This window comes from Pseudomonas sp. GL_135, from assembly GCF_057834665.1.
The window spans coordinates 1,804,134-1,830,563 of the sequence record NZ_CM174408.1 but is presented as its reverse complement, the minus strand read 5'-3'; the positions used below and the strand labels follow the sequence as shown (position 1 = coordinate 1,830,563).

Sequence of the window (26,430 nt, the reverse complement as noted above, 5' to 3'; positions counted from 1 at the left end):
ACCCTGCCCTCTTCCCGGCTGAAGCCGGTCCCACTAAAAAACCTCGCAAGGCGCCCTCCGCATGCCGTTAGTGGGACCGGCTTTAGCCGGGAAGGCGTCGGGTGTCACACCGAAAAATCCAGAGTATCCCCACCGGCCCCTTCCCGGCTAAAACCGGTCCTACAGAACATCGCAAGCCGCCCTGCTGAAGCCGATCCTGCTTAACCGATCCGGCGTGCCGCGTAGCGCTTGAGCATGCTTGGCACATCGAGAATCAGAGCGATGCGGCCGTCACCGGTGATGGTAGCGCCCGACATGCCCGGCGTGCCTTGCAGCATCTTGCCCAGCGGCTTGATCACCACTTCTTCCTGGCCGACCAACTGATCGACCACAAAGCCGATGCGTTGGGTGCCGACCGACAAGATCACCACGTGGCCTTCGCGTTGCTCCTCGTGGGCCGCCGAACTGACCAGCCAGCGCTTGAGGTAAAACAGCGGCAGCGCCTTGTCGCGGACGATCACCACTTCCTGACCATCGACGACGTTGGTGGTCGACAGGTCCAGGTGGAAGATCTCGTTGACGTTGACCAGCGGGAAAGCGAAGGCTTGATTGCCGAGCATGACCATCAGCGTCGGCATGATCGCCAGGGTCAGCGGCACTTTGATGATGATCTTCGAGCCCAGACCTTTGGTGGAATCGATGCTGATCGAGCCGTTGAGCTGGGCGATCTTGGTTTTCACCACGTCCATGCCCACGCCACGGCCGGACACGTCGGAAATTTCGGTCTTGGTCGAGAAGCCCGGCGCGAAGATCAAGTTGTAGCAATCGGTGTCGCTGAGGCGATCCGCTGCGTCCTTGTCCATCACGCCACGCTTGACCGCGATCGCGCGCAGGACCGCAGGGTCCATGCCTTTGCCGTCATCGGAAATCGACAGCAGGATGTGATCGCCTTCCTGTTCGGCCGCCAGAATCACACGACCGTTGCGGGGCTTGCCCGAGGCCTCGCGCTCTTCCGGCGACTCGATACCGTGATCGACCGCGTTGCGCACCAAGTGGACCAGCGGGTCGGCCAGGGCCTCGACGAGGTTCTTGTCCAGGTCGGTTTCTTCACCCACCAGTTCAAGGCTGATTTCTTTCTTCAGCTGACGTGCCAGATCGCGGACCAGTCGCGGGAAGCGGCCGAACACTTTCTTGATCGGCTGCATACGGGTCTTCATGACCGCGGTCTGCAGGTCAGCGGTGACCACGTCCAGGTTGGACACGGCCTTGGACATGGCTTCGTCAGCGCTGTTTGCGCCCAGGCGCACGAGGCGGTTACGCACCAGCACCAGCTCGCCGACCATGTTCATGATTTCGTCCAGCCGCGCGGTGTCGACGCGCACGGTGGTTTCCGCTTCAGACGGCGGTTTTTCGCTAGGCGCGGGAGCGGCAGCGCGAGCCGGGGCAGGCGCAGCGGCAGGAGCCGCTTTCGCCGGAGCGGCGGCAGCAGGCGTCGCTTTCGCCGGTTCAGCTTTGGCAGCGGGTTCTGGCTTAGTGGCCGGTGCAGCCGCAGGTGCTGCGGCAGCGACGGCAGGTTCAAACTTGCCTTTGCCGTGCAACTGATCCAGCAGGTCTTCAAATTCGTTGTCGGTGATTTCGTCCGACGCTGCAGCTTTCGACGCTGCAGCTGGCGCAACCGATGCGACAGGTGCAGCGGCAGCATTAGCAGCGGCACCCACGGCATCCGGCGAGAACGAACCCTTGCCGTGCAACTGATCCAGCAGCGACTCGAATTCGTCGTCAGTGATTTCATCACTGGCCGGTGCGGCAGACGGCGCTACAGCGGCCGGCGGTTGCACCGCATCGACGGCGAACTGGCCTTTACCATGCAGCTGATCGAGGAGCGATTCGAATTCGGCGTCGGTGATTTCATCGCTGGCCGCATTACCGGTGGGCGCAGCAGCCGGTGCCGCAGGTGCTGCTGCAACGGGCGCTGCTGCCACGGGCGCTGCTGGTGCAGGTGCAGCCGGCGCAGGCGCCCCTGCCGCCTGGGCCTTGACAGCATTCAGCGAATCCAGAAGCTGTTCGAACTCAAAATCGGTAATGTCTTCGGACGGCGCTTCAGCGACCGGCTCTTCAACCACCGGTGCTGCAGCGATTTCTTCGGCCGAGGCCGGCTCCGCCAGGCGGGCCAACGCGGCCAGCAATTCAGGCGTGGCCGGGGTGACGGCGGAACGCTCGCGCACCTGACCGAACATGCTGTTGACGGTGTCGAGTGCTTCGAGCACCACGTCCATGAGCTCCGAGTCAACGCGACGTTCACCCTTGCGCAGGATGTCGAACACGTTCTCGGCGATGTGACAGCATTCAACCAGCTCGTTGAGCTGGAGGAAGCCGGCGCCCCCTTTTACAGTGTGAAAACCGCGAAAAATTGCATTGAGCAGGTCCGCATCATCTGGCCGGCTTTCCAGCTCGACCAACTGCTCTGACAACAGCTCGAGAATCTCGCCGGCCTCTACCAGAAAATCCTGAAGGATTTCTTCATCGGCGCCGAAGCTCATTGGGGGGTGCTCCTAAAATTAACCGTCAAACCGATCCGGAGGCTGCACTGACGGCCTGCGCGCATTGCTTTCGTCGAAGCATTGGCGCGCGGGTCCAGCAGCCACTTTCACAGAAAACCTGAAGTCCGAAACAGAGTGACCGAATCAGAATCCGAGGCTGGATAGCAGATCGTCAACATCATCCTGTCCGGATACAACGTCTTCACGTTTATCGGCATGAATCTGCGGACCTTCACCCTTGGAGTGAAGTTTTTCTTGTTCTTTTTGCTGACGGAACACTTCCTGGTCGTGCTCGATGCCCGCGAAGCGGTCCACCTGGCTCGCCATGAGCACCAGCTTGAGCAGATTGCGCTCGACTTCGGTGACCAGCGTGGTCACGCGCTTGATCACCTGACCGGTAAGGTCCTGGTAATCCTGGGCCAGCAGAATGTCGTTCAGGTGCGCAGAGACCTCGGTGGTCTCCTTCTCGCTGCGGGTCAGGAACACATCGACGCGGCGGGCCAGATCACGAAACTCTTCGGCGCTGATCTCGCGGCGCATGAAGCGTCCCCAATCGGCGCTCAACGACTTGGCGTCGTCAGTCAGCCCGTGCATCAGCGGCGTGCTCAGCTCCACCAGGTCCATCGTCCGGTTGGCGGCGTTTTCGGTCAGCCTGACCACGTACGACAGCCGCTCGGTGGCGTCGGTGATCTGGGAGACCTCCTCGGCCTGCGGCATGTTCGGGTCGATCTGGAAGTTGACGATCGCGCTGTGCAGCTCGCGCGTCAATTTGCCGACTTCCTGATACAGGCCACGGTCGCGGGTCTGGTTAAGCTCATGGATCAGTTGCACGGCGTCGCCGAACTTGCCTTTTTCAAGGCTCGCGACCAGCTCTTGTGCGTGTTTCTTCAGGGTTGACTCAAAGTCACCCATTGTCGAATCTTTGGAATCCATAGCGCCCTCGCAGCGGACATCAGCTATTGACGCGCTCGAATATCTTTTCGATTTTCTCTTTGAGCACTTGCGCGGTGAACGGCTTCACCACGTAGCCGTTCACACCGGCCTGAGCGGCTTCGATGATCTGCTCGCGCTTGGCTTCGGCAGTGACCATCAGCACCGGCAGGCTGCGCAGACGCTCGTCGGCACGCACCTGACGCAACAGGTCGATGCCGGACATGCCCGGCATGTTCCAGTCAGTGACGAGGAAGTCAAAGGCGCCGCTTTGCAGCATCGGCAATGCGGTGAGTCCGTCATCTGCTTCGGCCGTGTTGGTGAACCCAAGGTCACGCAACAGGTTTTTTATGATCCGCCGCATCGTTGAGAAGTCATCAACGATGAGGATTTTCATGTTCTTGTCCAATTCGACCTCCAAGCAGTCTTTAACGCGTTCAGCACCTGAACGCGCATTCAATCAATACCGGCTGCGCCGAACATGAAAAGGGGTGGAATCGACCGGGACGAGCGCAGCGAAACCGGATCATCCACGACCCGGTTCGACCGACTCCTGCCATGTCTCTTTTGCTTCCCGCTCACGTCCTGCACAGCCGGTCTTACAAGCAACACGCAGGCCTCGCGGCCCGCGCCTGATTCAGGAACGTGCGCGCCACTCGCCAAGGCGACCGCGCAACCGCGCCGCGCATTGACTGTGCAGCTGGCTGACCCGCGACTCGCTGACACCCAGAACCTCACCGATTTCCTTGAGGTTCAGCTCTTCGTCGTAATACAGCGACAACACCAGGCGTTCACGTTCCGGCAAGTTGGCAATGGCCTCGGCCAGCGCAGCCTGGAAGCGCTCGTCTTCCAGATCCCGCGACGGTTCCAGGGACTGGCTCGCGCCGTCCTCGTGCAGCCCTTCGTGTTCGCCGTCCTGCAACAGGTCGTCGAAACTGAACAGGCGGCTGCCCAGGGTATCGTTCAGAATCCCGTAATAATCGTCGAGACTCATTTCAAGTTCGGCAGCAACCTCGTGATCTTTAGCGTCACGGCCGGTTTTTGCTTCGATTGAACGAATCGCGTCACTGACCATGCGCGTATTGCGGTGGACCGAGCGCGGTGCCCAGTCCCCCTTGCGCACTTCGTCGAGCATCGCGCCACGGATACGAATACCCGCGTACGTCTCGAAACTGGCCCCTTTGGTGGAGTCGTATTTGGTCGAGACCTCGAGCAAGCCAATCATGCCCGCCTGGATCAAATCCTCGACCTGCACGCTGGCCGGCAGACGCGCCAGCAAGTGGTAGGCGATTCGTTTGACCAGCGGGGCATAACGCTCGATCAGCTCATACTGGGAGTCTTTGGACGATTTGCTGTACATGCGATAGCCACTTGCTGTCATGAGACGGGCCCTGCGCTGGTTTGATGCACGAGGCGTTCTACGAAAAATTCCAGGTGACCGCGCGGGTTCGCCGGCAGCGGCCAGGTGTCGACTTTCTGTGCGATCGCCTTGAACGCCAGCGCACATTTGGAACGCGGAAACGCTTCGTACACGGCGCGCTGTTTCTGCACGGCCTTGCGTACGCATTCGTCGTACGGCACGGCGCCTACATATTGCAGGGCCACGTCGAGAAAGCGGTCGGTGACTTTGGTCAGCTTGGCGAAGAGGTTGCGCCCTTCCTGCGGGCTCTGGGCCATGTTGGCCAGGACGCGGAAGCGGTTCATGCCGTAATCGCGGTTGAGCAGTTTGATCAGGGCGTAGGCGTCGGTGATCGACGTAGGCTCGTCGCACACCACCAGCAGCACTTCCTGGGCGGCGCGCACGAAGCTCACCACCGACTCGCCGATGCCGGCGGCGGTATCGATGACCAGCACATCGAGGTTGTCGCCGATGTCACTGAACGCCTGAATCAGCCCGGCATGTTGCGCCGGGGTCAGGTGGACCATGCTCTGGGTGCCCGACGCCGCCGGCACGATGCGGACGCCGCCCGGGCCTTGCAGCAGGACATCGCGCAGCTCGCACCGCCCTTCGATGACATCAGCCAGGGTGCGTTTGGGGGTCAGCCCCAACAATACGTCGACGTTGGCCAGACCCAGATCGGCGTCCAGCAACATGACGCGACGTCCCAGCTCGGCCAGCGCCAGTGAAAGATTCACTGAAACGTTGGTCTTGCCTACGCCACCTTTGCCACCGGTCACCGCGATAACCTGTACGGGATGCATGCTGCCCATGTTAATTGTTTACCTTGTCTTGCTTAGACCTAAGCCACATGTCGGGCTGCACGTTCAGTGTCTGAACAATGCCTGGCAGACCATCGATGCAGGAAAATTCCACTGTCATTTTCTTCACCTAGCCCGCGCGCTTGCCGGTGCTGTGATAAAGATCCGCAAACATATCCGCCATCGCTTCCTCGCTTGGCTCCTCCTGCATCTGCACACTGACAGCCCGGCTCACCAACTGGTGCCGACGCGGCAAATGCAGATCATCCGGTATCCGTGGGCCATCGGTCAGATAGGCCACAGGCAGTTCGTGTGTCACGGCCAGGCTGAGCACTTCGCCCAGGTTGGCCGTCTCGTCGAGCTTGGTCAGGATGCACCCGGCCAGGCCGCAACGTTTATAACTGTGGTAAGCCGCCGACAGCACCTGCTTCTGGCTGGTTGTCGCCAGCACCAGGTAGTTGCGCGCCTTGATGCCACGGCCGGCGAGGGTTTCCAGTTGCAGACGCAGGGCCGGATCGCTGGCTTGCAGGCCGGCGGTGTCGATCAACACCACGCGCTTGCGCAACAGCGGCTCCAGCGCCTGAGCCAGGGACTGGCCCGGGTCGACGTGGGTAACCGGTACATTGAGGATCCGGCCCAGGGTTTTCAGCTGTTCCTGAGCGCCAATGCGGAAACTGTCCATGCTCACCAGCGCGATATTTTGCGCGCCGTATTTCAACACATATCGGGCTGCCAGTTTAGCCAGCGTGGTGGTTTTGCCCATGCCGGCAGGACCGACCATGGCAATCACACCGCCCTCTTCCAGTGGCTCCACATCGGGCGTGGCAATCATCCGGGCCAGGTGGGCCAACAGCATGCGCCAGGTGTGGGCCTGATCATTCGAGTCCGGCACCATCGCCAGCAGATCGCGGGACAGCGGGCCGGAGAGGCCGACGCGTTGCAGACGGCGCCACAGATTGGCCTGCTGCGGACGGCTGCCTTGCAGCTGGTTCCAGGCCAGCGATCCCAGCTGGACTTCCAGCAGTTCGCGCAGGCCGTTCAATTCAGAGCGCATCGCTTCGTAGGCGCGGTCGCCCACGGCCGGCTCGGCGTTGCGCTCGGCGCGTTCGGCGGCCACAGCGGCGTGGATCGACGGGCGAAACGGTTCTTCCAGCGTCGGTTCGATCTGCTTGCTGTCATCCATCGCAAGGCCGGCGAACAACTGACGATTGGCGACAGTGTCCAGCTCGCTGCGGTGGGTCAGCTCAGCTTGAGCGGTGACGATGCGCGACTGGGTCTTGCGCAATTCTTCTTCGAGTTCGACGTTCGGCACACGCGGCGCCAGTGCAGACAACTTGTAATCCAGAGCGGCGGTCAGTTCCACGCCGCCGGCGATCCGCCGGTTCCCGATGATGGCAGCTTCAGCGCCCAGCTCATCGCGAACCAGTTTCATGGCTTGTCGCATATCGGCGGCGAAAAAACGCTTAACTTGCATGACTCACTACCTCAGCCGTTGGGCCCGACAGTCGCTACGATGGTGACTTGCTTATTGTCAGGAATTTCCTGATAAGCCAAAACATGCATATTCGGTACAGCCAACCGTCCAAAGCGGGACAACATGGCGCGAACCGGACCTGCGACCAACAAAATAACCGGCTGCCCCTGCATCTCCTGACGCTGCGCCGCTTCGATCAACGAGCGCTGAAGTTTCTCAGCCATGCTCGGTTCGAGGAGAACGCCTTCTTCCTGACCCTGACCTGCCTTCTGCAGACTATTTAGCAAGATCTGTTCCAACCTTGGCTCAAGGGTGATCACAGGCAGCTCCGGCTCAATGCCGACAATGCTTTGGACGATTGCGCGGGACAATCCGACCCGTACCGCAGCCACCAGCGCGGCGGTATCTTGACTACGCGCGGCGTTGTTGGCGATGGCTTCAGCGATGGAGCGGATGTCACGAACCGGCACCTGTTCGGCAAGCAGCGCCTGCAGCACCTTCAGCAGGGCCGACAGGGACAGCACGCCCGGCACCAGTTCTTCCGCCAGTTTTGGCGATCCCTTGGCCAGCAGGGTCATCAATTGCTGGACTTCCTCGTGGCCAATCAATTCATGAGAGTGCTTGTAGAGAATCTGGTTCAAGTGGGTTGCCACCACCGTGCTGGCGTCCACCACGGTGTAACCGAGGGATTGCGCCTGAGCCCGCTGGCTGATTTCAATCCAGACGGCTTCCAGACCAAACGCCGGGTCCTTGGCAGTGATGCCGTTGAGGCTGCCAAATACCTGACCGGGGTTGATCGCCAGTTCGCGGTCTGGGTAGATCTCGGCTTCGGCCAGGGTCACGCCCATGAGGGTCAGGCGATAGGCGCTGGGCGCCAGGTCGAGGTTGTCGCGGATGTGCACGGTCGGCATGAGGAAACCCAGCTCCTGGGAGAGCTTCTTGCGCACGCCCTTGATCCGCGCCAGCAGCTGACCACCCTGATTGCGGTCCACCAGCGGAATCAGGCGGTAGCCCACTTCCAGGCCAATCATGTCGATCGGGGTGACGTCGTCCCAGCCCAGTTCCTTGGATTCCTGCGCCCGGGTCGGCGACGGCAGCAGCTCTTGTTGACGCTTGACCTCTTGCACCGCGGCGAGCTTGACCTGGTTCTCTTTCTTCCACAGCAGGTAAGCGCCGCCAGCAGCCACCAGCCCGAGGCTGATGAAGGAGAAGTGCGGCATGCCCGGAACCAGGCCCATGACGATCATGATCCCGGCAGAGACAGCGAGTGCCTTGTGGGAGGCGAACATCTGGCGCCCGACCAGTTTGCCCATTTCTTCCGAACCGGACGCACGGGTCACCATGATCGCGGCGGCAGTAGACAGCAGCAGAGAAGGCAACTGCGCCACCAAACCGTCACCGATGGTCAGCAGCGCGTAAACCTTGCCGGCGTCGCCGAAGGTCATGCCGTGTTGCAGGATGCCCACCAGCATGCCGCCGATGAGGTTGATGAAGAGGATCAGCAGGCCGGCGATGGCGTCACCGCGGACGAATTTGCTGGCACCGTCCATGGAGCCGTAGAACTCGGCTTCCTGGGCGACTTCGAGGCGACGACGCTTGGCTTCAGGCTGGTCGATGAGGCCGGCGTTGAGGTCGGCGTCGATGGCCATCTGTTTGCCGGGCATGGCGTCGAGGGTGAAGCGCGCGCTCACTTCGGAGATGCGCCCGGCACCTTTGGTGACGACGACGAAGTTGATGATCATGAGGATGGCGAAGACGACGATACCGACGACGTAGTTGCCGCCGATGACGACTTCACCGAACGCCTGGATGACTTTACCGGCGGCGGCGTGGCCGTCCTGGCCGTGGAGCATGACGACGCGGGTGGAGGCGACGTTGAGGGCCAGTCGCAGCAGGGTGGCGACGAGGAGGATGGTCGGGAATACGGAGAAGTCGAGGGGTCGCAGGGCGTAGATACAGACGAGCAGGACGACGATGGACAGGGCGATGTTGAAGGTGAAGAAGACGTCCAGCAGGAACGGCGGCATGGGCAGCATCATCATGGCGAGCATGACGAGGAGCAGTAGCGGGACGCCAAGTTGTCCACGGCCCAGGCCGATCAATCCGGTTCTGGCGTGGGAGATGAGTTGTGAGCGTTCCACCGATGGGCACCTGCGCGTTAAATCAATCTTTTGACGCCGAAGCGTTGTATCGGGGTTATTGCAAGAAGGGGTCCAACATTTGGGAGTGGACTGAAAATATCAGAGTGCCAGTATTTAGAATTGGGATTTGCGTCGTGGCTTAGCGCGCCAAGATCACAAGCGTCGGCCTAACGGCCTCGGTTTCGCCTTCGGCGAGTTACTTGGAAAAGCACCCCAAGTAACCAAGGGTGCCTGCTCCTGGCTAGGTCCCTCCTCCGTCGGGATTCCCTCACTCCGACGACGCTCCGTGGGCCCGCGCCGAACGGACATCCATGTCCTGACGGCGCTCTCGCCGCATCCATGCGGCTCGGCCCACTCCGCGTCGTCTGCGTTCGGCCTGCACCCAAGTCGCGTTTTGTGGTGTCTGGACCTTTTGTGCATGAAGATCAAAAGCGCGCTTACGCTTGGTAGGACCGGCTTTAGCCGGGAAGAGGCCTGTGTGACCACCAGCCATTTCACTGAATGCACGCGCTGCTTTTTTGTGGGACCGGCTTTAGCCGGGAAGAGGCCTGTGTGACCACCAGCCATTTCACTGAATGCACGCGCTGCTTTTTTGTGGGACCGGCTTTAGCCGGGAAGAGGCCAGTGTGGCCACCACCCATTTCACTGAATGCACGCGCTGCTTTTTGTGGGACCGGCTTTAGCCGGGAAGAGGCCGGTGTGACCACCACCCATTTCACTGAATGCACGCGCTGCTTTTTGTGGGACCGGCTTCAGCCGGGAAGAGGCCGGTGTGACCACCACCCATTTCACTGAATGCACGCACTGCTTTTTGTGGGACCGGCTTCAGCCGGGAAGAGGCCAGTGTGGCCACCACCCATTTCACTGAATGCACGCACTGCTTTTTGTGGGACCGGCTTCAGCCGGGAAGCGTCAGATGTGACACCGCTAATCATCAAGGGCAAACGACGCTCATGTGGGAGTGAGCTTGCTCACGAAAGCGGCCTTCCAGACGCTAGATGATTGGCCGATCGTTCCCCCGCTCCGCGTGGGAACGCCGCCCTAGACGCCCCGCGTCTTCTGGCTCAGATCACTTTCACCGCCCGCCCAATAAATTGAATCGGGCCGGTCGGCTTGCCGGTCGGGGAGCCGTTGGGGTTTTCGAGGGTGAGTTCGAAGAGTTGGTTGGCCTGCAGCGGCGGCAGTTTGTTTACGGGGATGGAGAGGGTCTGGCCGGGTTTGACCAGGCCCAGGGACACGGGGCCCTGCCAGCCGTCGGCCTTGGTCCAGAACTGGAGGGCTTTGTCGGCGGGGACTGGGGTGGCGCCCAGGGGTATCAGCTGGATCTCTTCCGGGTTATTGGCCTGGATCACCCAGCCGGGAGCCTGGTTTTGTGGAGCGACCAGCACCACGAGGTAAGTTGTGGGGTTCACCGGCGCTGTCCGGGTCACCAGCATTGTGGCGAGCAGCAGCGTCGCGACGAGTCCTGCGCCCGCCAGCCCGCGCCACAACGGCAGCAGATCCCACCATGAACGCGACTTCACGGCGGGCGCCTGTAAGAGGGCTCGGCGGTCATCGCTGCTGACGCTGCGCTCAATCCGGCTCCACAACTGCGGGCCTGGGGTCTGCGGTTCGGCAAGTTCGGTCAACGCCAGCAAGCGCCCTTCCCATGCGTCCACGGCTGCGCGCAAGTCAGCGTCCGTGCCGAGGCGGTTCTGGACGTCGAGCCGTTGCTCGGCCGGCAGTGTGCCCAACACGTACTCGCTGGCCAGCGCGTCCAGCTCGTCGGCACTGTCTGTTGACGGATACCTTGTCATTCCATGCACTCCCGCAATGCCACCAGACTGCGTTTGATCCAGGCCTTAATGGTGCCCAGCGGCGCGCCCACTTTCTGCGCTATTTCCGAGTGCGAGTAGCCGTCGACGTACGCATGAAGAATGCAGTTGCGCCGCGCCGGTTCCAGCTGTTCAAGGCATCCGTAAATACGACCCGAGCGGGCGCTGTATTCGAAGGTGTCGGCGTCGGTTGCGCACCCCAGTGCAGCCTCGGCCAGCAGTGCGTTTTCGCTCTGCTCGCTGACCTGAAGGGTGTTCGCATTATCCCGCATGAAGTTCAGCGCCAGATGCCGTGTCAGGCTGAAGATCCAGCCACGGGCAGAGCCTCGCGTCGGGTCGAAACTACCCGCGCGGGTCCAGATTTTAATGAAGGCGTCATGCACGATGTCCTCCGCCAGCGCGTCGCTGCGGGCGATGCGCTTGGCGACGCCGATCAGACGTGCGCTTTCCTGGGTGTAGAGGTCGTGCAAGGCCCGTCGCTCGCCCTTGGCACAGGCGGCCAGACAGGCTTCGTAGTCAAAACAGTCTTCAGGTAAGGACAAAATGTTCAACCGCCAACGAAAAGAAATACCCCGACCCAAAGGCCGGGGTTGCGTCGGTGCAGCGTAGATGAATTTGTGCATCAGCGACGCGGCATGACGTGGGACGTTGGTCTACTTGGCGGCCCAGAAAATATAGTCCGCCTGGTATTTCACAATTTCCTGCTTACCCTTGGTCGCCATCGAACACTCCATCTTCGGCGCGACACCGCCTTTGGTCGCCACGCGCTGGATGTAGCTGACGTTGCTCATCGCGCCCTTGCCTTCCGCAGGGTTGGCTTTGACCAGCTGATACGGAATATCGCCCGTCCCGGCAGGTGCGACAGCGAGCTGGGTGCCGGTGATCTTCGAACCGTCAGCGGCCTGCCACGTCGCCGGTGGCCCAAAATAGGTGCCGACCTGCTTGCCGTCGCGGTCATTCAACACCGCTTTCGGGCCGACGAACGTCCATTCGGTCTGACCCGCAGCGTTGGGCTTGTCGCGGCACTCATAGGTGATCTCGCCCACGCCCACCGTTTCCATCGCGATCTTGTGACCGTCCGGCACCTTCACTGCATCAGGCAACACCATCTGCGCATAAGCCGCTGGCGCCGTGGCCAACAGGCAAGTAGCTGCCAACGAAACACCGAACGAGCCCAGTAATTTTTTAGCGTTCATGCCATCTCTCCATTAGATAAACAGGTCAGCAGCCATCGCTACTTCTTGTACTACCCGGGGGAGAACGAACTGGATGCAGCGAATTGAAAATAAATCTGCGGGGTGATCGAGGGGGGATTACGCGGGTCTGGCAGCAAGATCAGTAAAATGGCATGCGCCCGTGTCGGGGCCAGGCCGGCGCCCCGGGTGGACACACTCGATGTCCACCGGGGGCCACTGCCGTTACTTCAGAAATGAGGCAGCCATTGCATCAGCGGTTACGGCATCAGCACCGAGTCAACGACGTGGATGACGCCGTTCGACTGCATTACGTCAGCGATGCTGACCGCGCTTTTGCCGCCTTTGGCGTCCATCACCCACAGCTTGCCGTCATGGGGCATCACGGTGAGGGATTCGCCTTGTACGGTTTTCAGCATCACTTTGCCGCCGTTCATTTTGGCGTCCGCCATCAATTGTTTGGCGGTGTGGGTACCGGCGACGACGTGGTACGTCAAGATTTTGGTCAGGTCCGCTTTGTTCTCAGGCTTGACCAAGGTATCGACAGTACCGGCAGGCAGTTTGGCGAAAGCTTCGTTGGTGGGGGCGAACACGGTGAACGGGCCTTTGCCGTTGAGGGTGTCCACGAGACCTGCAGCTTTGACCGCCGCCACCAGGGTCGTGTGGTCCTTGGAGTTGACGGCGTTCTCGACGATGGTCTTGGTGGGGTACATGGCAGCGCCCCCCACCATGACGGTGTCGGCGGCAAAGCCTGGCGATGCAGCAAGGCAGAGGGCAGCGAAAGAGACAGCGGCGATGCGTTTGGCGAGGGTCAACATGGTAGTTCTCCCGGATTCTTCGGTCCTTCGGATGAAGGTGAGAGAGATACGAAGCAGACGCGGGAACGGATGCATCAAAGTGAAGATATTTTCCCCTGGGCGACGACTGGTCCGGTCGGCAGCCCGCTCGGTGATCCGTTCAACGGCTCAAGGGTGACGGCAAGTACCGCGCCGGTGGCGAGCAGATCAGCCAGTGGCGGCGTTACGTTCAACGTCGCGGAAGCATTGGCCGGCAACAGGCCCAGCGAGCGAGGCTTGCCATCGGCGGGGATTACCCACGCCTCGGCACTTTTGCCCGACCAGTCGGCGTGTTGCGTGTTAACGAACAGCACGCCTCGCCGGTCAGTATGGATCGTGGCGGCAAACAGCGTCGTGCCGTCCGGTTGTTCAAGACGTGCCAACAAAGCCGGCCCCGGGGTAGGTGCCGGAAGAGGCTGTTGAAGGACCAGCACCGATGCCAGCAACCCGGCAGCCAGTGCAGCGGTCGTCCAGCGCCAGAGCCCAAGGTTGTTCCACCAGCCTGACGCCCGCGACGGCGAATGGCTGGCATCCGCAAACAAGCGCTGCTCAATCCTCGCCCACGTACCCCCCGGAGCAGTTGACGCCGGCAATTGCCCGAGCCACTCGGCGAACTGCGCCTGCCATTGCACCAGCGCGCGTTGATGGCGAGGGTCCAGCGCAATCATCGCCTCCACCCGCTCACGCTCTTCGCGGCTGAGCACGCCCAGCACGTACTCTGCGATCAGCAGGTCCGGGGTCTCGTCGGGAGGCACAGGAGGCTCGTTCATAGGCCGAGGCACAGACGCAGTCGAAGCAGCCCGCGACGAATCCAGCTTTTCATCGTCCCCAGCGCGATGCCGTGGCGCTCGGCCAGCTCGGCATAGGAGCAACCCTCGAAGAACGCCACGCGGATATAGCGTTGCTGTGCTTCTTCAAGGGTTTCCAGACAGCGGTCCAGCTGACTCCCCTGCTGCTCGCGCTCCAGGGAGTCCGGGATGGAGTCGTCTTGGGTGGGTAATTCGGGGATCGTTTCGAGGGGGGCGTGAGGCCGATGGGCCCTGCGCCGGTCAATCGCTTTGTTGCGGGCGATGGTCGCAAGCCAGGTCATGGCGCTGGCCAGTTGAGGATCGAACCGGGGTGCCTTCAGCCACGCCATGATGTACACCTCCTGGAGCACCTCTTCGGCCTCGGCCCGGTTGCCGGAATAGTGCAGGCAGATGCCGAACAGCCTGGCCGATGTCGCGTGATACATCGCCTCAAACGCCAACCGGCTACCTTTACCACAGGCTTGCATCAAGACATTCAACGCCTCGGCACTGGACTGAGCGTCGGGTGACTGGGCTGCATTCGATCGAATGGTCAAGTGGCGAGCCTTGAGGAGGAATGCGGTCACTCTAGACGGTTTCTGTTCGGGCTGTAATCCCCGGCTACGCGAGCGACCCTTTAAGTACGAAGATCAGGGGCGTCTGCCTGGGGGCAGACCGTTTCGCCTTCGGCGAGTTACCTGGAAAAGTCGAAAGTCGCACCATCCCCAAGTAACCAAGGGTGCTTGCTCTTGGTTTGGCCATCCTTCGTCGGGTTCCCTCACTCCGACGACGCTTCGTGGGCCCGCGCCGAACGGACATCCATGTCCTTGCGGCTCGACCCACTCCGCGTCGTCTGCGTTCGGCCTGCGCCCAAGTCGCGTCTTGCGGTGTTTGAATTTGCTTCGTAGGAAAAATCAAAAGCGGAGCAAAGCAGATCAAGAGCAGATCGAGGGCAGATCAGTCGCCAAGGACTTGTGGGAGTGAGCTTGCTCACGAAGGGGTTGGTACATCCCCCGAAGTTCTGGTGTTTGAAATGCAGCATTCGCGAGCAAGCTCGCTCCCACAGGGAGGGCGTCCGGTCAGCAAAATCGCCAGCGCCCCGACCGGCCCCTTCCCGGCTAAAGCCGGTCCCACTAAAGGCACCGCGTACACACTGTGGGACCGGCTTTAGCCGGGAAGCTTTGCTTTTGATCTTCATACACAAAAGGTTCAGTCACCGCCAATCGCGACTTGGGTGCAGGCTGAACGGAGGTTTCGCGCAGTGGGCCGAGCCGCAGGGATGCGGCGAGAGCGCCGTCAGGGCATGGATGCCCGTTCGGCGCGGGCCCACGGAGCGAGACCAGAGTGAAGGAACCCGACGAAGTCGGGCCCAACCAGGAGCAAGCACCCTTGGTTACTTGGGGATGGTGCGACTTTCGACTTTTCCAAGTAACTCGCCGAAGGCGAAATGTCTGCCGTTAGGCAGACCTCTCCCAGCCGCCCAGCGCAATCGGGGACAGATTAATTTACGGTGAAGCGCTGTAAATAAAATCAGTCCCCTTTACGCTTCTGAAATGCAGCATTCGCGAGCAAGCTCGCTCCCACAGGGAGGGCGTCCGGTCAACAAAATCGCCAGCGCCCCGACCGGCCCCTTTCCGGCTAAAGCCGGTCCCACTAAAGGCACCGCGTACACACTGTGGGACCGGCTTTAGCCGGGAAGCTTTGCTTTTGATCTTCATACACAAAAGGTTCAGTCACCGCCAATCGCGACTTGGGTGCAGGCTGAACGGAGGTTTCGCGCAGTGGGCCGAGCCGCATGGATGCGGCGAGAGCCGCCCCCCGCCATGGATGGCGGATGGCGGCGGGCCCACGGAGCGGGACCGGAGTGAAGGAACCCTGACGAAGGAAGGGCCCAACCGAGAGCAGGCACTTTTGCTTACTTTTGGTGCTTTTCAAAAGTAAGTCGCCGAAGGCGAAACAGTCTGCCCCCAGGCAGACGCTGTTGATCTTGATCTTGATCTCAACGATCTAACGCCCTACGAATCCCGCCTCAAATCCGGCGGAATCGGCAGATTATCCCTGAGCGGATCAGGCCGCTTGCCACGCCCCGCCTGATACTGCCGAATCTGATACACATACGCCAACACCTGCGCCACCGCCAGATACAACCCCGCCGGAATCTCCTGATCCAACTCCGTGCTGTAATAAATCGACCGCGCCAGCGCCGGCGACTGCAACAACAGAATCTCATGCTGCGCCGCAATCTCCCGAATCTTCAACGCCATGAAATCACTGCCCTTGGCCAACAGAATCGGCGCGCCGCCCCGCTCCGCGTCATACTTCAACGCCACCGCATAATGCGTCGGGTTCGTGATAATCACATCCGCCTCCGGAATCGCCGCCATCATCCGCCGCTGCGACATATCCCGCTGCAACTGACGAATCCGCTGCTTGACCTCCGGCCGCCCCTCACTGTCCTTGTGCTCATCGCGCACCTCCTGCTTGGTCATCAGCAGCTTCTTGTGAGACTCCCACAACTGCACCGGCACATCGATTGCCGCGATGATCAAAAGGCCCATCGCCATCCACAGCGTGCTCCAGCCCACCAACTGCAAACTGTGCACCACCGCCATCTCCAGCGGCTCCTTAGAGATGGCAACCAGGTCGGCCTGGTCCTTCATCAGCACCACCAGCGCCACCGCCAGCACGATCAAAAACTTCGCAAACGACTTCAGCAGCTCAATCAGCGCCTTGGGCGAGAACATCCGCTTGATGCCCGCAGCCGGGTTCATGCGGCTGAACTTGGGCGCCAGGGAGCCGGCGGCAAACAACCAGCCGCCAAGGGAAATGGGACCGACGAACGCCGCTACCGTCAACGCCAGCAGGATCGGCTGCACCGACAACAGCGCCGCCTTGCCCGACGCCATCAGCATGATCGCCATGCTGCGCTCGTCGAGAATCGCCTCGCGGGTGATGGTGAAATTGTCGCGCATCAACTGCATCATCATTTCCGCCATGGAGCCGCCAAACGCCAGCAATCCCGCAGCACCCACGATCATCACAACAACCGTGTTGAGCTCCTTGGAACGGGCAATCTCGCCCTTCTCCCGGGCGTCGCGTTTGCGTTTGTCCGTGGGGTCTTCTGTCTTGTCCTGACCACTCTCGCTTTCGGCCATGTCAGCGCGCCTTGACCAGGTCTCTGAGCAACTGCAGGGCGTCGACCGCCAGCGGTTGATATTGGTTGAGAATGTCGCCGAGGGTGACCCACAGAATCACCATGCCCAGCACCAGCGTCAGCGGAAAACCGATCGAGAAGATGTTCAGCTGCGGTGCCGCGCGGGTCATCACGCCCATGGCGATGTTCACCACCAGCAGCGCAGCGATGGCCGGCAGCACCAACAGCAGTGCCGCGCCGAGCACCCAGCCCAGACGCATCACCAGCAGCCAGATGTCCGTCGTACTGATGCCCTGCCCCACCGGCAAGGTGGTGAAGCTCTCGATGAGGATCTCGAAGACCAGCAAGTGTGCGTTCATGGCCAGGAACAGTAGGGTCACGAGCATCGTCAGGAACTGCCCGATGGTTGCCACGGACACGCCGTTGACCGGGTCGACCATGGACGCGAAGCCCATGCCCATCTGAATCCCGATGATCTGCCCTGCGATGACGAAGGCCTGGAAAAACAGCTGCAACGACAGGCCCATGCCGGCGCCGATGAGGATCTGCTGCGCGATCAGCAGCAGCCCGCTGAGGTCCAGCGCCTGCACGGCGGGCATGGGCGGCAGGCTCGGCGCGACGACGACGGTGATCGCCAGCGCGAAATACAGCCGCACCCGCTTGGGCACCAGCGTGGTTCCAATGATCGGCATGGTCATCAGCAGCGCGCCGATGCGGAACAGCGGCAGCATGAACGCCGCCACCCAGGTGCTGATCTGGGTATCGGTCAACGCCAGCACAGGATCCATCGCGGGGTCAGCCGATCACTTGAGGAATGCTGGTGTACAGATTCGTGATGTACTCCATGAAAGTGCGCACCATCCACGGGCCGACCACGATCAGCGTGACCAGCATGACCAGCAGGCGTGGCAGGAAGCTCAGGGTCTGTTCGTTGATCTGCGTCGCGGCCTGGAACATCGAAACGATCAGGCCGACGATCAAACTCGGTACGACCAGAATGGCAACCATGGTCGTGGTCAGCCACAGCGCTTCGCGAAACAGGTCGACGGCTACTTCCGGGGTCATGCTGCGCACTCCACATCAGACGAATTCATACGCCACCAAAACTGCCGGCCAGGGTGCCGATGATCAGCGCCCAGCCATCCACCAGCACGAACAGCATGATTTTGAACGGCAAAGAGATGATCAGCGGCGACAGCATCATCATGCCCATGGCCATCAGGATGCTCGCCACCACCAGATCGATGATCAGGAAGGGGATGAAAATCATGAAGCCGATCTGGAACGCTGTTTTCAGTTCGGAGGTGACGAACGCCGGTACCAGAATCGTCAGCGGCGCCGCATCAGGGGTCGCAATGTCGGTGCGCTTGGACAGGCGCATGAACAGTTCAAGATCGCTGGAGCGGGTCTGCGCCAGCATGAAATCCTTGATCGGCACTTCGGCCTTGGCCACGGCGTCCTGGGCGGTGAGTTTTTCCGCCAGGTACGGCTGCAAGGCGTCGTTGTTCACCCGGTCGAACACCGGCGCCATGATGAACAGGGTCAGGAACAGCGCCATGCCGGTGAGAATCTGGTTGGACGGCGTTTGTTGCAGGCCGAGGGCCTGACGCAGAATCGAGAAGACAATGATGATCCGCGTGAAACTGGTCATCAGCATGACGAACGCCGGGATGAAGCTCAGCGCCGTCATGATCAGCAGGATCTGCAGGCTGACCGAGTATTCCTGTTGACCGTTGGGGCCGGTGCCCAGCGTGATCGCGGGGATCGACAACGGATCGGCGCCGAACGCCAGCGGCGCTGCAAGCAACAGCAGCAGCGTCAAAACAATGCGCATCAGTTCGTGTCCTTCTGATCCGGAGTCTCTGTCAAACCCGTCTTGCCTGGCGTAGCTGTCTTCTTCCCTGCCGCACCGAAAATATTCAGGCCTGTGCGTTGCCCCGGCGCGCCCTTGTTGCCCAGCGCTTCAAGCAGGCGCCTGGCGAATTCCGGCTGCGCGTTTTGCGCGTCTGGAACCTCGACCGGCTCATTCATGACGTGCAGCGCGGTGATGCTGCCGGGTGAGACGCCAAGCAACACCTGTTCGTTGCCGACCTGCACCAGCACCAGCCGATCGCGAGTCCCCAACGCGCGCGAGCCCACCAGCTTGATGACCTGATTGCCAGCCGGCCCCGCGCGCTGCACCCGGCGCATCAGCCAGGCCAGGACGAAGATCAGCCCGATCACGAGCAGCAGGCCGAGCACCAGTTGCAGCAACTGGCCGGCCATCCCGCCATTCACCGTGCCGGCCACCGGCGCGGCGACGGCAGGCGCCGTGTTGGCAGCCGTCGTCGCCGTGGTTGCGGCTGGCGTGGCAGGCATCGCCGGATCGGCCGCCATCACCGCCCAGGACACTGCCAGCAGCGGCAAGCTCGCCAGGGTTCTGATCACGCGGCGCACTTAACGCAGCTTCTTGATACGTTCGCTCGGGCTGATCACGTCGGTCAGACGGATGCCGAACTTTTCGTTCACCACCACCACTTCGCCGTGGGCGATCAGGGTGCCGTTGACCAAAACGTCCAGCGGCTCGCCAGCCAGACGGTCCAGCTCGATCACCGAGCCCTGGTTGAGCTGCAGCAGGTTGCGAATGTTGATGTCGGTGCTGCCCACTTCCATGGAAATCGACACCGGGATATCCAGAATCACGTCCAGGTTCGGGCCGTCCAGAGTGACAGCGCCGTTGCTTTTCGCCACGCCGCCAAACTCTTCCATCGTCATGCGATTGGCGGCGTTGCCCGCGTCGGCCGCCAGCAGCGCGTCGATGTCCGCTTGCCCGTCCCCGGATTCACCCAGTGCCGCCGCCCATTCATCGGCCAGCGCCTGGTCGTCTGCGGAAGTCATTTCGTTGTCATTAGCCATGGTTGTCCTCGGGGAACTCTGATTCGTTTACGCAGCACATTCGGTTTGCCAACGACGGAGCGTCAGCGGCGTTCTATGGGTTCGACCACTTGCAGGGCCAGATTGCCCTTGTGCGAACCCAGTTTGACCTTGAAGGACGGCACGCCGTTGGCGCGCATGACCAGGTGTTCCGGCAGCTCGACCGGGATCACGTCACCCGGCTGCATGTGCAGGATGTCGCGCAGCTTGAGCTGGCGCGTGGCGACCGCGACGCGCAACGGCACCGACACGTCGAGCACGTCCTGCTTGAGGGCATTGACCCAGCGTTCGTCCTGATCGTCGACATCCGACTGGAAGCCGGCGTCGAGCATTTCGCGCACCGGCTCGATCATCGAATACGGCATGGTCACGTGAAGATCGCCGCCGCCGCCATCCAGTTCGATATGGAAAGTGGACACCACGATCGCTTCGCTCGGGCCGACGATGTTGGCCATGGCCGGGTTCACTTCCGAGTTGATGTACTCGAAATTGACTTCCATGATCGCCTGCCAGGCTTCCTTCAAATCAATGAAGGCCTGATCCAGCACGATGCGCACCACGCGCAGCTCGGTCGGGGTGAATTCCCGTCCTTCGATCTTGGCGTGACGGCCGTCACCGCCGAAGAAGTTGTCCACCAGCTTGAACACCAGCTTGGCGTCAAGAATGAACAGCGCGGTGCCGCGCAGGGGCTTGATCTTGACCAGGTTGAGACTGGTCGGCACGTACAGCGAGTGCACGTATTCGCCGAACTTCATCACCTGCACGCCACCCACGGCCACGTCAGCGGAGCGGCGCAGCAGGTTGAACATGCTGATGCGGGTGTAACGGGCGAAACGCTCGTTGATCATTTCCAGGGTCGGCATGCGTCCGCGGACGATGCGATCCTGACTGGTCAGGTCGTAACTCTTTACGCTGCCGGGGTCGGCAACGCTATCGGTCTGTACCAGACCGTCGTCGACGCCATGCAACAGCGCGTCGATCTCATCCTGGGACAGCAGGTCTTGCACGGCCATGTCGTGGTCCTACTGCAGTACGTAGTTAGTGAAAAGTACCTGTTCGATCACGCTCTTGCTCAGCTCTTTCTGGCCCACTTCCTGGACCACGGCTGCCGCCTTCTGGCGCAGCATTTCCATGCCCACCGGCGTTGCGATGGTATCGAATGGCTGACCGGAGAACATCATTACCAGGTTATTACGGATGACCGGCATGTGCGCTTTCAATGCCTCAAGATCAGCCTTGTCACGGGCGAGCAACGTGATGCTGACCTGCATGTAGCGCTGACGGCCATTGACGTTGTAGTTGACGACGAACGGCGGCGTCAGCGGTTCGAAGATCGCCTCTTTTTTGGCATTCGCCGCTTCCGCCACGGCAGCCGGGTCCGGCTTGCTCTCGGCCTTGTGCATGATGAACCAGGTCGCGCCTACCGACACACCAATGGCCAGCAGAAGCCCCACCACAATGAGGATGATGACTTTCAACTTGCCCTTTTTTGCGGGGTCCGCCACTGCTGCGTCGTCGCTCTTCGCCATGCCAATAATCCGTCACTATCCAAAGGGTTCGGTGTTGCGTGACAGAGGAAGAGCAAGGGTTGTGCCAGAACGGCAGCCGCAAGCTGCAAGGGGTGAACGGCAAGTAAAAGCAAAAGGCGGCAGAGCCCGAGAAACCGAGGTCTCCCATGCACTGCCGCCCTTGATCCTGCTTTTACTTGCCGCTTGCAGCTAGCCACTTGCCGCTACTGAAAACGCCCCAGCGTTGGCAGGGCGTTTTCAGGCGTAATAATCGACCGCGCTGGAACCCACGACGGTCAGCGGCGCCTGGGCGGCGGCCGAGGCGGCGTCCACCGGAGCACCGTCGGCGATGAGGTCGCTGCCGCCGACACCATTGGCAGCGTTGCTGCCGCCGCTGCGTTGGCCGTCGCCGCCCGACTGCTGTTGCGCCTGTTGCTGCCAGCCACGGGACTGGTCGGAGACGTTGACGTCGACCTGGCCCATGCCCTGCTGAACGAAGGACTCACGCAGGCGCGCCATCTGGCTTTCCAGCGCTTCACGCACGCCGACGTGGGCGCTCATGAACGTGACCTGGGTCTGCTGGTCCGCCGCCATATTGACGCGAATGTCCAGACGGCCCAGTTCAGCGGGCTCCAGCTGGATATCCGCCTGCTTGAGGTTCTGGCTCGACAGGTACATCACGCGGTTGACCACGCCTTCTGTCCACCCTCCCTGATTCATCGCCAGCGGCTGATTGAGCAGCGGGGCGGCCGGGGCCGAGGTGTTTTTTGCTTGAGCGGCCTGTGACAACGCAGCCAGACGATCGGCAAAGTTGTCCATGCGCGTATCGCTGGCGGCACCTTTCACGTCTTTCAGGCCGTCAGCCAGCAGGCCACTGAACGCTTTGTCGCCGCCGCCTTCGGTGGTGCTCTTGTCCACGGGCTGGTCACCCAGCGCCGCCAGGTTATTGGCCAGCAACTGCGAAGGGTCGGCGTTCGGGTCTTGCTTGGCGCCCCCCTTGCCGTCTTTGCCGTCGCCATGCACACCGTTGTTCTGCGCTGTCTGCTGCGCCTTGTTTTCCAGGGCGACTTGCACGGCGGTCAAGCCTTCCAGCGGATCGGCGGAAGGATCGAAACCGTCGTCTGCAACGTCGGTTGCATCCGTCGGCGCCTGCACAGCCGGCGGCGGAATCACCGGCAACGGCAGCGTGCCCGCGAGCAGCGTCGGATCAACCGCGGGTTCCACAGTCACGGGCTCTTGCACAGGCGCTGTGACCGCCAATGTCGGGTCCGCTACAGGGTCTACCGGCGGTGCGTCGGCCAGCGTCGGGTCGTGCGCGTCGTCAGTGCCGTCATTCTTGTCGTCAGCCTGACCCTGGCCCGTGCCCGCGTCGTCATCAGCCTTGCCGTTCACCGCTTTGGCAGGCAAGCCATTGCCGTTATCGGCAACGGTCTTGTCGGCGGCGGCAGACGTATGGCTGGCGGCGGGCTTGTCGTCGGCTGCCGAACTCTTGGCGCTTGCCGGCTTCGGCGCCGGGTTATCCGCGCTGAGGGACTTGGACGGCGCCTGCCTGGCGAACACGTCGGAGAAGCTGGAAGTGGTGTGCTTGACGGGGTCCGGCGCCTTAACCGGGGCGTTGTTCCCGGCTTTCTGGGCTTTGGCCGCTGTCAAAGCCGTCAATAAGGGGTTGGTGGCGAGGGCCATGTGAATCTCCGCAAGAGCACAATTGCAGAGAGACAAAGCAAATGGCGGGCCAAGTACTGTGAGAGGTTGGATGGAGGACGCGCTTCAGACCAGCGGGCAAGCCAGGGCGTCGGGCCTGGAGCCCCGCCAGGGAACCAACTCAGTGATTGGCATGGCAGCGTTCAAGCTCACGTTCGAAAATCGCCCGGACCACGAAAAACTCGTCCCTGATCTGGGACACCAGCGAACGGATCTGCGCGTCATCCGCTGCCACCATGCCGCGCCCCTGCTCTTCGAGTTGCAGACACAGCTCGGACAAATAGGTAGCGCCCATGTTGCCGGTGCTGCCTTTGAAGCTGTGGGCCATCAGGCCAAGGCGTTGCAAAGACGCCGTGGCAGACGTCGTGAAGGTAGGGTCGCGCAGCAGCAGGGTCATGTCGTTGACGCGAAGGGTGGAATCGGAAATGAACACCTTCAGCAGCGCCGGGTATTCAGCTTCCATCACGTCACGCAGCGTGCTGAGCACGTTGAAGTCCACAGGGTTATTCGACACTTGTTCACTCCTTGATCAAGACGCGCGGATTATGCCAGACCCTCCCAGACAAATTCCACGCTGGCCGTCCGGCCATCATCGGACCACTGACAGCGATCGCTGAGCTGCCGAACCAGCGCAAGGCCGCGCCCGGACAACTGGGTGACCGCAGGCGGCAGCGCCAGCACGCGATCGGAATCAAAACCCGCACCACTGTCCTGCACCCGCACCGTCAGGCGACCGCCCTCGCCATTCGGGACGATCTGGAAATCAATGCGAATGAAGCCGTCCTGCAGACGATCGAGGCGTTCGGCGCGTTGCTGGTAGTAATGCCCGAAACCTTCGGCATCGCGTTTCAACGCCGAGTCCAGCCCGAGCACGCCATGTTCCAGCGCATTGCTGTACAGCTCCGACAGCACGATATACAGCTCGCTGCTCTGCATACGCAAGCCGTGCACTTCTTGCAGCAGTTGCAGCAGATACGGCAGCGGGTTGAAGCGCTTGAGTGTTGCCGCGCGGTACTCGAATGAAGCGGACCAATCCAGCGGACTGGAATCGCCGCTGTCGGTGTAAATGACCGAGGGTGGGCCGAGCAAGTCAGGCTCGGTGAAGGCCACTTCGACCATGCTCACATCGTCCCGCGCCTGCCCGCGAAACCGCGCCAGGGCCCACTGCACTTCTTCGATCAGCAGCGCCGGGTTGCGGTTGCTCACCAGCACATTCTGCAGGCGCCGGGCGCCGAACAGTTCGCCGTCCTGGCCGGTGCTGTCAACAACGCCGTCGGATAGCAGAAACACCCGGTCCCCCGGCCCGAAGGGATACACCTGGGTATTGTCGTCAAAGCTGCCGGCGCTCAGCACACCGAGGGGCACGTTCGCCGAAATCAGCGGCGTATGCGGCCGGCCGTCACCATGCAGCAGGTAACCATCCGGCAGGCCGCCGTTCCAGACCTCGACCAGTTGCTGTTTGAAGTTCAGGCACAGCAGCGCCGCGCAGCAGAACATGTCCACCGGCAGGATGCGTTTGAGTTTGGCATTCATTTCTCGCAGGGTTTCGGACAAGCCGTATCCCTTGGCGGTCATGCCGTAAAACACCTCAGCCAGCGGCATCGCCCCCACCGCTGCCGGCAGACCGTGGCCGGTGAAGTCCCCCAGCAGCAGGTGCATGTTGCCGGACGGCGACCACGCGGCCAGCAGCAGGTCGCCGTTAAACAGCGCGTAAGGCGACTGCAGGTAACGGATGTTGCGCGAACTCAGGCACCCGGAGTGGGCGATCTGGTCGAACACCGCCTTGGCCACACGTTGCTCGTTGAGCAGGTATTTATGGTGGCGAGTGATCAGGTCGCGTTGGTGCAGGACGGTTTCCTGCAGCACGCGCAGCCGGTTCATGGCGTTGATCTTGGCGGCCAGCACCACTTGGTTATAGGGCTTGGCAATGAAGTCGTCGCCCCCGGCGTCGAGGCAACGGGCGAGGTCTTCGCCTTCGGTCAGCGACGTCAGGAAGATGATCGGCACGAGCGCGTCACCGGCGAGGGTCTTGATCTGGCGCGCGGCTTCGAAGCCGTCCATGACCGGCATCATGGCGTCCATCAGCACCAGTTGCGGCCGCCGCCGGTCGAACAGCCCGACGGCTTCGGCGCCGTCGCTGGCGGTCAGAACGTCATGGCCCTGCCGGCTGACGATGGCGGACAGGAGCATGCGGTCGCTGACGTTGTCATCGGCGATGAGCACCGTCAGGCGATCGGAGGCAGATGGCATCATCAGGCGATTTTGAAGAGTTTGGAGAAATTGGAGATGCTGAGGATTTTGTGTACATCGGCGTTGCAGTTGACCAGTTGGATATCGGCTCTGTCGCCGCCGGCGTGGTCACGGAGCAGCAAGAGCATGCCGAGCGCGGAGCTGTCGAGGTAGTGGGTGTCTTTCAGGTCGACCTTGTAGCGGCTGGCCTGTTTTTCTTTCGGTTCGTAGGCGCCGCGAAAATCCTGGTGCGTCGAAAAGTCGAAGCGTCCTTTGATGGTGATGGTCAGTTCTTGGCCATCGGCGGAGCGTTCGGAGGTTACTGACATTGGCAAATTCCTTGTATGAAACAGCGCCAGACGCTTGAGTTTTAGCAGCCCTTGTGAGGCGTGGCAAATCGTTAGCTTTTACTTGGCTTTCAGGAGCTCTCAAGATCAAGAGCGTCTGCCTGGGGGCAGACGTTTCGCCTTCGGCGAGTTACTTGGAAAAGCACCCCAAGTAACCAAGGGTGCTTGCTCTCGGTTGGGCCCTTCGTTCCTCAGGGTCCCTTCACTCCGGTCTCGCTCCGTGGGCCCGCTGCCATCCGCCATCCATGGCGGGGGGCAGCTCTCGCCGCATCCATGCGGCTCGGCCCACTCCACGAGACCTCCGTTCAGCCTGCACCCAAGTCGCGATTGGCGGTGTTTGGGCTTTCTATGTACGAAAATCAAAAACAGATCAAAAACAGATCAAAAACAGATCAAAAACAGATCAAGAGCTTCCCGGCTAAAGCCAGTCCTACGGTCAGAGCCACAGCCAATCCGGCGGGATGCATGCAATGCCTTAGTGGGACCGGCTTCAGACGGGAAGAGGCCGGTTTGGTCGCCATCAGTTTTGCAGTGTGTCTTCCGACGCCTTCCCGGCTAAAGCCGGTCCCACTATGTAGTCGTCCTCACCATTTTCGTTGCCGTTGCTTTTGCTCTTCAAACGCATAAGGTTCAAACACCGCAAAACGCGACTTGGGTGCAGGCCGAGCGCAGGTTTTGCGCAGT

At 61.3% G+C, this 26,430-nt stretch carries 24 protein-coding genes and 1 pseudogene; all 25 read right to left on the bottom strand.

Going from position 1 to position 26,430, the window contains the following annotated elements; translation table 11 throughout:
* Positions 1-200 precede the first annotated feature (200 nt).
* The 25 genes and pseudogenes from AC3ISG_RS08330 to AC3ISG_RS08210 all read right to left on the bottom strand — a co-directional run bounded on the left by AC3ISG_RS08330 (position 201) and on the right by AC3ISG_RS08210 (position 25,728).
* On the bottom strand, positions 201-2,519 hold the full coding sequence (locus AC3ISG_RS08330; protein WP_489298961.1) for a chemotaxis protein CheA: 2,319 nt from the start codon (positions 2,517-2,519) through the stop codon (positions 201-203).
* A gap of 144 nt (positions 2,520-2,663) precedes the next feature.
* Positions 2,664-3,452 (bottom strand): protein phosphatase CheZ, encoded by a 789-nt coding sequence (locus AC3ISG_RS08325; protein WP_122536798.1) that lies wholly within the window; start codon positions 3,450-3,452, stop codon positions 2,664-2,666.
* A gap of 19 nt (positions 3,453-3,471) precedes the next feature.
* Complete coding sequence (locus AC3ISG_RS08320) at positions 3,472-3,846, bottom strand: chemotaxis response regulator CheY (RefSeq protein WP_172612850.1); 375 nt, start codon at positions 3,844-3,846, stop codon at positions 3,472-3,474.
* 240 nt (positions 3,847-4,086) lie between these two features.
* The gene (gene fliA / locus AC3ISG_RS08315; protein ID WP_122536797.1) at positions 4,087-4,830 is read right to left on the bottom strand and encodes an RNA polymerase sigma factor FliA; all 744 of its coding nucleotides are present in this window, start codon (positions 4,828-4,830) and stop codon (positions 4,087-4,089) included.
* Positions 4,827-5,660 carry a flagellar synthesis regulator FleN gene (gene fleN, locus AC3ISG_RS08310; RefSeq protein ID WP_062385964.1) on the bottom strand — a complete coding sequence of 278 codons (834 nt, stop codon included), beginning with the start codon at positions 5,658-5,660 and terminating at the stop codon, positions 4,827-4,829. The genes fliA and fleN overlap by 4 nt, the downstream gene beginning before the upstream one ends.
* A 118-nt stretch (positions 5,661-5,778) precedes the next feature.
* The gene (gene flhF, locus AC3ISG_RS08305; RefSeq protein ID WP_122536796.1) at positions 5,779-7,122 is read right to left on the bottom strand and encodes a flagellar biosynthesis GTPase FlhF; all 1,344 of its coding nucleotides are present in this window, start codon (positions 7,120-7,122) and stop codon (positions 5,779-5,781) included.
* 11 nt (positions 7,123-7,133) lie between these two features.
* The gene (gene flhA / locus AC3ISG_RS08300; protein ID WP_065987309.1) at positions 7,134-9,263 is read right to left on the bottom strand and encodes a flagellar biosynthesis protein FlhA; all 2,130 of its coding nucleotides are present in this window, start codon (positions 9,261-9,263) and stop codon (positions 7,134-7,136) included.
* 1,064 nt (positions 9,264-10,327) lie between these two features.
* Positions 10,328-11,059, bottom strand: coding sequence for an anti-sigma factor (locus AC3ISG_RS08295; protein ID WP_489298960.1), 732 nt, complete (start codon positions 11,057-11,059; stop codon positions 10,328-10,330).
* Complete coding sequence (locus AC3ISG_RS08290) at positions 11,056-11,619, bottom strand: sigma-70 family RNA polymerase sigma factor (protein WP_489298959.1); 564 nt, start codon at positions 11,617-11,619, stop codon at positions 11,056-11,058. The genes AC3ISG_RS08295 and AC3ISG_RS08290 overlap by 4 nt, the downstream gene beginning before the upstream one ends.
* Before the next feature lie 111 nt (positions 11,620-11,730).
* Entirely contained in the window at positions 11,731-12,273 is a 543-nt protein-coding gene (locus tag AC3ISG_RS08285; RefSeq protein WP_489298958.1) for a DUF3455 domain-containing protein, read from the bottom strand.
* Positions 12,274-12,530: 257 nt separating this feature from the next.
* Positions 12,531-13,088: a fasciclin domain-containing protein gene (locus tag AC3ISG_RS08280; protein ID WP_122536792.1), complete on the bottom strand. Its 558-nt coding sequence runs from the start codon at positions 13,086-13,088 to the stop codon at positions 12,531-12,533.
* Positions 13,089-13,162: 74 nt separating this feature from the next.
* Positions 13,163-13,861 (bottom strand): anti-sigma factor, encoded by a 699-nt coding sequence (locus AC3ISG_RS08275; protein ID WP_489298957.1) that lies wholly within the window; start codon positions 13,859-13,861, stop codon positions 13,163-13,165.
* An 11-nt stretch (positions 13,862-13,872) separates the two neighbouring features.
* Positions 13,873-14,451 carry a sigma-70 family RNA polymerase sigma factor gene (locus AC3ISG_RS08270; RefSeq protein WP_205902647.1) on the bottom strand — a complete coding sequence of 193 codons (579 nt, stop codon included), beginning with the start codon at positions 14,449-14,451 and terminating at the stop codon, positions 13,873-13,875.
* Between the two features lie 1,458 nt (positions 14,452-15,909).
* Entirely contained in the window at positions 15,910-17,049 is a 1,140-nt protein-coding gene (gene flhB / locus AC3ISG_RS08265) for a flagellar biosynthesis protein FlhB (protein ID WP_172612856.1), read from the bottom strand.
* 1 nt (position 17,050) lies between these two features.
* Positions 17,051-17,836, bottom strand: a complete 786-nt coding sequence (gene fliR, locus AC3ISG_RS08260; protein WP_489298956.1) for a flagellar biosynthetic protein FliR — start codon at positions 17,834-17,836, stop codon at positions 17,051-17,053.
* 7 nt (positions 17,837-17,843) lie between these two features.
* Positions 17,844-18,113, bottom strand: coding sequence for a flagellar biosynthesis protein FliQ (gene fliQ / locus AC3ISG_RS08255; protein ID WP_065987304.1), 270 nt, complete (start codon positions 18,111-18,113; stop codon positions 17,844-17,846).
* A gap of 25 nt (positions 18,114-18,138) precedes the next feature.
* The gene (gene fliP, locus AC3ISG_RS08250) at positions 18,139-18,882 is read right to left on the bottom strand and encodes a flagellar type III secretion system pore protein FliP (RefSeq protein ID WP_489298955.1); all 744 of its coding nucleotides are present in this window, start codon (positions 18,880-18,882) and stop codon (positions 18,139-18,141) included.
* Between the two features lie 119 nt (positions 18,883-19,001).
* Positions 19,002-19,484 (bottom strand): annotated as a pseudogene (gene fliO, locus AC3ISG_RS08245) (flagellar biosynthetic protein FliO); the annotation flags it as partial.
* Positions 19,485-19,943: a flagellar motor switch protein FliN gene (gene fliN / locus AC3ISG_RS08240; RefSeq protein ID WP_122534885.1), complete on the bottom strand. Its 459-nt coding sequence runs from the start codon at positions 19,941-19,943 to the stop codon at positions 19,485-19,487.
* 62 nt (positions 19,944-20,005) lie between these two features.
* Entirely contained in the window at positions 20,006-20,974 is a 969-nt protein-coding gene (gene fliM, locus AC3ISG_RS08235) for a flagellar motor switch protein FliM (RefSeq protein ID WP_074892976.1), read from the bottom strand.
* Between the two features lie 9 nt (positions 20,975-20,983).
* Complete coding sequence (fliL, locus tag AC3ISG_RS08230) at positions 20,984-21,490, bottom strand: flagellar basal body-associated protein FliL (protein ID WP_122534884.1); 507 nt, start codon at positions 21,488-21,490, stop codon at positions 20,984-20,986.
* A gap of 237 nt (positions 21,491-21,727) precedes the next feature.
* Positions 21,728-23,152 carry a flagellar hook-length control protein FliK gene (locus AC3ISG_RS08225; RefSeq protein WP_489298954.1) on the bottom strand — a complete coding sequence of 475 codons (1,425 nt, stop codon included), beginning with the start codon at positions 23,150-23,152 and terminating at the stop codon, positions 21,728-21,730.
* Between the two features lie 139 nt (positions 23,153-23,291).
* A complete protein-coding gene (locus AC3ISG_RS08220; RefSeq protein ID WP_489298953.1) occupies positions 23,292-23,684 on the bottom strand; it encodes an Hpt domain-containing protein in 393 nt (130 codons plus the stop codon).
* A 29-nt stretch (positions 23,685-23,713) separates the two neighbouring features.
* Positions 23,714-25,420, bottom strand: a complete 1,707-nt coding sequence (locus AC3ISG_RS08215; protein WP_489299476.1) for an ATP-binding SpoIIE family protein phosphatase — start codon at positions 25,418-25,420, stop codon at positions 23,714-23,716.
* 2 nt (positions 25,421-25,422) lie between these two features.
* Complete coding sequence (locus AC3ISG_RS08210) at positions 25,423-25,728, bottom strand: STAS domain-containing protein (RefSeq protein WP_122534881.1); 306 nt, start codon at positions 25,726-25,728, stop codon at positions 25,423-25,425.
* Between the last annotated feature and the right edge of the window lie 702 nt (positions 25,729-26,430).

What these genes read in the sequence shown, in the direction of transcription:
- AC3ISG_RS08330 (WP_489298961.1), bottom strand. Translation starts at nt 2,519, where the DNA reads ATGAGCTTCGGCGCCGATGAAGAAATCCTTCAGGATTTTCTGGTAGAG.
- AC3ISG_RS08325 (WP_122536798.1), bottom strand. Translation starts at nt 3,452, where the DNA reads ATGGATTCCAAAGATTCGACAATGGGTGACTTTGAGTCAACCCTGAAG.
- AC3ISG_RS08320 (WP_172612850.1), bottom strand. Translation starts at nt 3,846, where the DNA reads ATGAAAATCCTCATCGTTGATGACTTCTCAACGATGCGGCGGATCATA.
- fliA (WP_122536797.1), bottom strand. Translation starts at nt 4,830, where the DNA reads ATGACAGCAAGTGGCTATCGCATGTACAGCAAATCGTCCAAAGACTCC.
- fleN (WP_062385964.1), bottom strand. Translation starts at nt 5,660, where the DNA reads ATGGGCAGCATGCATCCCGTACAGGTTATCGCGGTGACCGGTGGCAAA.
- flhF (WP_122536796.1), bottom strand. Translation starts at nt 7,122, where the DNA reads ATGCAAGTTAAGCGTTTTTTCGCCGCCGATATGCGACAAGCCATGAAA.
- AC3ISG_RS08295 (WP_489298960.1), bottom strand. Translation starts at nt 11,059, where the DNA reads ATGACAAGGTATCCGTCAACAGACAGTGCCGACGAGCTGGACGCGCTG.
- AC3ISG_RS08285 (WP_489298958.1), bottom strand. Translation starts at nt 12,273, where the DNA reads ATGAACGCTAAAAAATTACTGGGCTCGTTCGGTGTTTCGTTGGCAGCT.
- AC3ISG_RS08280 (WP_122536792.1), bottom strand. Translation starts at nt 13,088, where the DNA reads ATGTTGACCCTCGCCAAACGCATCGCCGCTGTCTCTTTCGCTGCCCTC.
- flhB (WP_172612856.1), bottom strand. Translation starts at nt 17,049, where the DNA reads ATGGCCGAAAGCGAGAGTGGTCAGGACAAGACAGAAGACCCCACGGAC.
- fliR (WP_489298956.1), bottom strand. Translation starts at nt 17,836, where the DNA reads ATGGATCCTGTGCTGGCGTTGACCGATACCCAGATCAGCACCTGGGTG.
- fliQ (WP_065987304.1), bottom strand. Translation starts at nt 18,113, where the DNA reads ATGACCCCGGAAGTAGCCGTCGACCTGTTTCGCGAAGCGCTGTGGCTG.
- fliP (WP_489298955.1), bottom strand. Translation starts at nt 18,882, where the DNA reads ATGCGCATTGTTTTGACGCTGCTGCTGTTGCTTGCAGCGCCGCTGGCG.
- fliN (WP_122534885.1), bottom strand. Translation starts at nt 19,943, where the DNA reads ATGGCTAATGACAACGAAATGACTTCCGCAGACGACCAGGCGCTGGCC.
- fliM (WP_074892976.1), bottom strand. Translation starts at nt 20,974, where the DNA reads ATGGCCGTGCAAGACCTGCTGTCCCAGGATGAGATCGACGCGCTGTTG.
- fliL (WP_122534884.1), bottom strand. Translation starts at nt 21,490, where the DNA reads ATGGCGAAGAGCGACGACGCAGCAGTGGCGGACCCCGCAAAAAAGGGC.
- AC3ISG_RS08225 (WP_489298954.1), bottom strand. Translation starts at nt 23,152, where the DNA reads ATGGCCCTCGCCACCAACCCCTTATTGACGGCTTTGACAGCGGCCAAA.
- AC3ISG_RS08215 (WP_489299476.1), bottom strand. Translation starts at nt 25,420, where the DNA reads ATGCCATCTGCCTCCGATCGCCTGACGGTGCTCATCGCCGATGACAAC.
- AC3ISG_RS08210 (WP_122534881.1), bottom strand. Translation starts at nt 25,728, where the DNA reads ATGTCAGTAACCTCCGAACGCTCCGCCGATGGCCAAGAACTGACCATC.